This window comes from Streptomyces fuscigenes, from assembly GCF_021556455.1.
Classification (GTDB): Bacteria; Actinomycetota; Actinomycetes; order Streptomycetales; family Streptomycetaceae; genus Streptomyces; species Streptomyces fuscigenes.
The window spans coordinates 1-5,343 of record NZ_JAKGCV010000381.1; the positions used below are offsets into that span (position 1 = coordinate 1).

Annotated in this window: 4 protein-coding genes; 1 reads left to right on the forward strand and 3 read right to left on the reverse strand. The window is 74.5% G+C overall.

Translation table 11 applies throughout. From position 1 onward, the window contains the following. Positions 1-84: 84 nt before the first annotated feature. Genes L1885_RS22855 through L1885_RS22865 form a run of 3 tightly spaced genes read right to left on the reverse strand, consistent with a single transcriptional unit; the run spans position 85 to position 4,046 of the window. The gene (locus tag L1885_RS22855) at positions 85-2,523 is read right to left on the reverse strand and encodes a molybdopterin cofactor-binding domain-containing protein (RefSeq protein WP_235799055.1); all 2,439 of its coding nucleotides are present in this window, start codon (positions 2,521-2,523) and stop codon (positions 85-87) included. 2 nt (positions 2,524-2,525) lie between these two features. Then, a complete protein-coding gene (locus L1885_RS22860; protein ID WP_235799056.1) occupies positions 2,526-3,155 on the reverse strand; it encodes a (2Fe-2S)-binding protein in 630 nt (209 codons plus the stop codon). Positions 3,156-3,158: 3 nt separating this feature from the next. Then, entirely contained in the window at positions 3,159-4,046 is an 888-nt protein-coding gene (locus L1885_RS22865; protein ID WP_235799057.1) for an FAD binding domain-containing protein, read from the reverse strand. Between the two features lie 361 nt (positions 4,047-4,407). Between L1885_RS22865 and L1885_RS22870 the strand changes: the two genes are divergently transcribed. After that, a partial coding sequence (locus L1885_RS22870; RefSeq protein WP_235799058.1) for a PucR family transcriptional regulator ligand-binding domain-containing protein occupies positions 4,408-5,343 on the forward strand: 936 nt, incomplete at its 3' end.

The window sequence follows — 5,343 nt, forward strand, 5'->3', positions numbered from 1 at the left end:
TGGCGCGCCCGGGCGGTGGCGGCCGGGGCCGGGCATGGCCGCCGGCCTGCCCGCGCGGCGTGCGCCGGCCCCGGCCCGGCGCGCTCAGGTGCCGGTGCCCGTGAGGTGTTCCGGGCGCACCGGCGTCCGCTCCAGTGCCAGCCCCGTCGCGCTCCTGATGGCCGAGAGCACCGCCGGGGTGGAGGACAGGGTGGGCGCCTCCCCGATCCCGCGCAGGCCGTAGGGCGCGTTGTCGTCGGCGAGTTCGAGGACGTCGACGGGGATCGTCGGGGTGTCGAGGATGGTGGGGATCAGGTAGTCGGTGAAGGACGGGTTGCGCACGCGCGCGGTCTTCGGGTCCACGATGATCTCCTCCATGACGGCGACGCCGAGGCCCTGCGTGGTGCCGCCCTGGATCTGGCCGACCACCGACAGCGGGTTGAGGGCCTTGCCGACGTCCTGGGCGCACGCCAGCTCCACCACCTTCACGAGGCCGAGTTCGGTGTCGACCTCGACCACGGCGCGGTGTGCGGCGAAGGAGTACTGCACGTGCCCGTTGCCCTGCCCGGTGCGCGGGTCGAACGCCTGGGTCGGGCGGTGGCGGAACTCCAGTTCCAGGTCGATCGCCTCGTCGCCCAGCACCTCGGCCAGATCGGCGAGGACCTCGCCGCCGTCCGTGACGACCTTGCCGTCCTCCAGCAGCAGTTCGGCGGTGGCCCAGGCGGGATGGTGGGTGCCGTGCGTGCGGCGGCCCCTCTCCAGCACGCGCTCGCGCACGTGCTCGCAGGTGTTCTTGACGGCTCCGCCCGTCATGTACGTCTGGCGGGAGGCGGACGTCGAGCCCGCGGAACCGACCTGCGTGTCGGCCGGGTTGATCGTCACCTGGGACACGCCGAGTTCGGTGCGCGCGATCTGGGCGTGCACGGTGATCCCGCCCTGCCCGACCTCGGCCATCGCGGTGTGCACCACGGCCACGGCCTCGCCGCCCACGACCTCCAGGCGCACCCGGGCGGTGGAGTAGTCGTCGAACCCCTCGGAGAAGCCCACGTTCTTGATGCCGACGGCGTAGCCCACGCCCCGTACGACGCCCTCGCCGTGGGTGGTGTTGGACAGGCCGCCGGGCAGGGCGCGCACATCGGCCTCCTCGCCGGCCGTCGCCCACTGGCGCTCGGGCGGCAGGGGCCGGGCCTTGACGCGGCGCAGCAGTTCCGCGACGGGCGCGGGCGAGTCGACGACCTGGCCGGTCGGCATGACGGCGCCCTGGCTCATCGCGTTGCGCTGCCGGAACTCCACCGGGTCCATGCCGAGCGCCCCGGCGAGCTTGTCCATCTGCGCCTCGTACGCGAAGCACGCCTGGACGGCGCCGAAGCCGCGCATCGCGCCGCAGGGCGGGTTGTTGGTGTACAGGGCGAGTGCCTCGATGTCGACGTCGTCGACGACGTAGGGGCCGATCGACAGCGAGGCCGCGTTGCCGACGACGGCGGGCGACGCGGAGGCGTACGCGCCGCCGTCGAGCACGATGCGGCACCGCACGTGCGTCAGCCTCCCGTCCCGCGTGGCCCCGTGCTCGTACCACAGGCGGGCCGGGTGGCGGTGGACGTGGCCGAAGAAGGACTCGAACCGGTTGTAGACGATCTTCACCGGCTTGCCCGTGCGCAGGGCGAGGAGGCAGCCGTGGATCTGCATCGACAGGTCCTCGCGGCCGCCGAAGGCGCCGCCGACGCCGGACAGCGTCATGCGGACCTTCTCCGGCGGCAGCCCGAGCACGGGCGCGATCTGCCGCAGGTCGGAGTGGAGCCACTGGGTGGCCACGTACAGGTCGACGCCGCCGTCCTCGCACGGGACGGCGAGCCCCGACTCGGGCCCGAGGAACGCCTGGTCCTGCATGCCGAAGTGGTATTCGCCGGAGACGACCACGTCCGCGCGGGCGGCCGCCGCGGCGGCGTCGCCGCGCCTGATGGGCTGGCGGTGGACGACGTTGGGGTGCGGGACGTGGCCCGCGGTGGGGGTGCCCCCTGGACCGGAGCCTGCCGGAGGCCCTGGGGGGAGGTCGTCGCGGCGCTCGTGCAGGAGCGGGGCGCCCTCGCGCGTGGCGGACTCCTCGTCGGTCACGACGGGCAGTTCCGCGTAGTCGATCCTGATCTTCGCGGCGGCGCGGCGCGCGGTCTCGGGGTGGTCGGCGGCGATCAGCGCGACCGGTTCGCCGTGGTGGCGGACCCTGCCGTGCGCGAGGACCGGGGTGTCCTGGATCTCCAGCCCGTAGTGGGTGACGTCCGTCGGCAGGTCGTCGTACGTGAGGACCGCGTACACGCCGGGAGTGGCGAGCGCCTCGGAGGTGTCGATGGAGCGGATCTCGGCGTGGGCGACGGTGGAGCGCAGCGTGTGGCCCCAGAGCATGTCCTCGTGCCACATGTCGGAGGAGTACGCGAACTCGCCGGTGACCTTGAGCGTGCCGTCGGGGCGCAGAGTCGACTCGCCGATCCCGCCCTTCGTGCCGCCGCCCTGGCTCAGCCGGCCGGGGATGACGCGTGGCTGCTGGGGCATCGTCAGGCTCCCTGCGTCTGGCGGGCCGCGGCGAGGCGCACCGCGTCGAGGATCTTCTCGTAGCCGGTGCAGCGGCAGAGGTTGCCGGACAGCGCCTCGCGGATGTCGGCGTCGGTCGGGGTCGGGTTGTGCTCCAGCATCTCGTCGGCCGCGACGAGCAGCCCGGGCGTGCAGAAGCCGCACTGGACGGCGCCGGCGTCGATGAACGCCTGCTGCACGGGCGAGAGCGGCAGGCCCTCACCGGTGAGCGAGTCGGTCGGGGGGCCGGGGCGGGCCTGCCACCGGCGGGCCGCGTCGAGCGGCGTGCCGGGTGCCTGGCCGGCGGGCGGAGAGGCCGCGGCCGACGGCACGGCGCCGTCGGCGGCCGCGGACAGCTCGCGCTCCAGCGCGTAGTCGGCGAGGCCCTCGACGGTGACGACCTCCCGGCCCTCGGCCTGACCGGCCGCCACCAGGCACGAACAGACGGGGACTCCGTCCAGGCGGACCGTGCACGAACCGCACTCGCCCTGCTCGCAGGCGTTCTTGGAGCCCGGCAGGCCCATGCGCTCGCGCAGCACGTACAGGAGGCTCTCGCCCTCCCACACGTCGTCGGCCTCCTGCGGCCGGCCGTTCACGGTGAAGTTCACACGCACGGGTTACGCAGCTCCTTCCAGGGTGCGGGCGCCGCGGTACTGGTCCCAGGTCCAGCCGAGCTGCCTGCGGGCGAGCACGCCGATCGCGTGGCGGCGGTAGCGGGCGGTGCCGCGGACGTCGTCGATGGGGTTGCACGCGCCGGCCACGAGTTCGGCGAAGCGCGACACGACGGAGGGGGCGAGCGGCGCGCCGCTGTCCCACGAGCGCTCCTCCTCCAGGGCGGCGCCGAGGAACTCCTCGGCCGCCGTCGCCCGGACGGGGGTGGGCGCGGCGGAGCCGATGCCGGTGCGCACGGTGCGGGTGCCGGGGTGCAGGGCGAGGCCGAACGCGCAGACGGCGATGACCATCGCGTTGCGCGTGCCGACCTTCGAGTACTGCTGGGGCCCGGTGGCGCGGGCCACGTGGACAGCCCTGATCAGCTCGTCGGGCTCCAGGGCGTTGCGCTTGACGCCGGTGTAGAAGTCGTCGATCGGGATGCGCCTGCTGCCCCGTACCGATTCGGCCTCCACCTCGGCGCCGGCGGCGAGCAGCGCGGGGTGCGCGTCCCCGGCCGGCGAGGCGGTGCCGAGGTTGCCGCCGACGCCGCCGCGGTTGCGGATCTGCGGGGAGGCGACCGTGTGCGAGGCGAGGGCGAGGCCGGGCAGCTCCCGGCGCAGGTGCGCCATGATCCGCGCGTACGGCACGGAGGCCCCGAGGCGTACCGACGTCTCGCCGCTCTCCCAGTCGTACAGTTCCGACACGCGGTTCAGGTCGAGCAGATACGCGGGCCGGCGGTGGTCGAAGTTGATCTCGACCATGACGTCCGTCCCACCTGCGATGGGCACCGCCGTGGGGTGCGCTGCCTTGGCGGCCAGCGCCTCCTCCCAGCTTGCGGGGCGAAGGAAGTCCATGCGTGGCTCTCTTCATCTTCGTGGTCGGTCTGCGAGATCCGGGGACGGCCGGCCCGGCCGTCCGAGGTTCGGGCCGGGGCACTCGTTGGGTGTTCATGAGCTGTTCACGCTGCGTGGCCCCAGTACACAAGCCGTGCTCCGTCCGGTGCAGTCACCGAAACCATGAAGCGGTTCGCCGGTGCGCCGTCCGGTCTTGTAGATTCGAACGAATGCCGGGGCGCGGGAGCACCGGCAGCCCCACGGTCCCGTCCCGTCCCGGCGGCGTGCGGTCCCCACCCTCCCGACTCCCCCGTCCGCCCGCGGCCGAAGGCCCGGCGCCCGGCGGGGGGACGCACGAGCGACGAGAGACGGCGACGACACGATGCGGCTGCGCGCACTGCTGGAGACCGGGCACCTGGGCCTCAGACTGATCGGGGGCGAAGAGGAGCTCGACCGCCCGGTGCGCGGGGTGATGACGACGGACCTGCGCAATCCGAGCCGCTACCTGTCGCCGGGCGAGCTGGTGCTGACGGGGCTGGTGTGGCGCCGGGACGCCGCCGACTCCGAACCCTTCGTGCGGCTGCTGGCAGGCGCGGGCGTGGCGGCGCTGGCGGTGGGCGAGGCGGATCTGAGCGGCATTCCGGAGGACCTGGTGGCGGCGTGCGCGCTCCATCGGCTGCCGCTGCTGGCCGTCGACACCGCGGTGTCGTTCGCGGCCATCACCGAGCACGTGGTGCGGCAGGTGTCGGGCGAGCGTGCGGGCGACCTCGCCGCGGTGGTCGACCGGCACCGCCGCCTCATGACGTCCGGGCCGGGGGGCGGCGGACCGGACGCGGTCCTCGACCTGCTCGGCTCCGACCTCGACCTGCGGGCCTGGGTGCTCTCGCCGACCGGGCGGCGGATCGCGGGCTCCGGCGCGCCACTCGACGACGCGCGCGCCGCCGAACTGGCGGCGGCCCACCTGGCGTCGGCCCGCACCGGACGCAGGGGCCCCTACCGGGCCGTGCTCGGCTCGACGGTGTACTCGCTGTTCGCGGTGCGCGACCCCGGCCGCGGCGGCGACCCGGCCGGGCACACGGCGCTCGAACCGCGCGAGACGGCGCTCACGCAGTGGCTGCTGGCCGTGGAGGCGGACGCCGGGGACTGGCCGGCGGAGCGGCTCGACCTGCTGCAGGGCGTCACCCAGCTCATCGCGGTGGAGCGCGACCGCCGGGACGCGGCGCGGGCGGTGCGACGCAGGCTGGCGCAGGAGATCCTCGAACTCGTGCAGGCCGGTGCGGCGCCGGCGGAGATCGCGGCGCGGCTGCGGGTGGCGGCG

Coding starts and splice junctions, on each gene's coding strand:
- L1885_RS22865 (WP_235799057.1), bottom strand. CDS start 4,046: ATGGACTTCCTTCGCCCCGCAAGCTGGGAGGAGGCGCTGGCCGCCAAG.
- L1885_RS22855 (WP_235799055.1), bottom strand. CDS start 2,523: ATGCCCCAGCAGCCACGCGTCATCCCCGGCCGGCTGAGCCAGGGCGGC.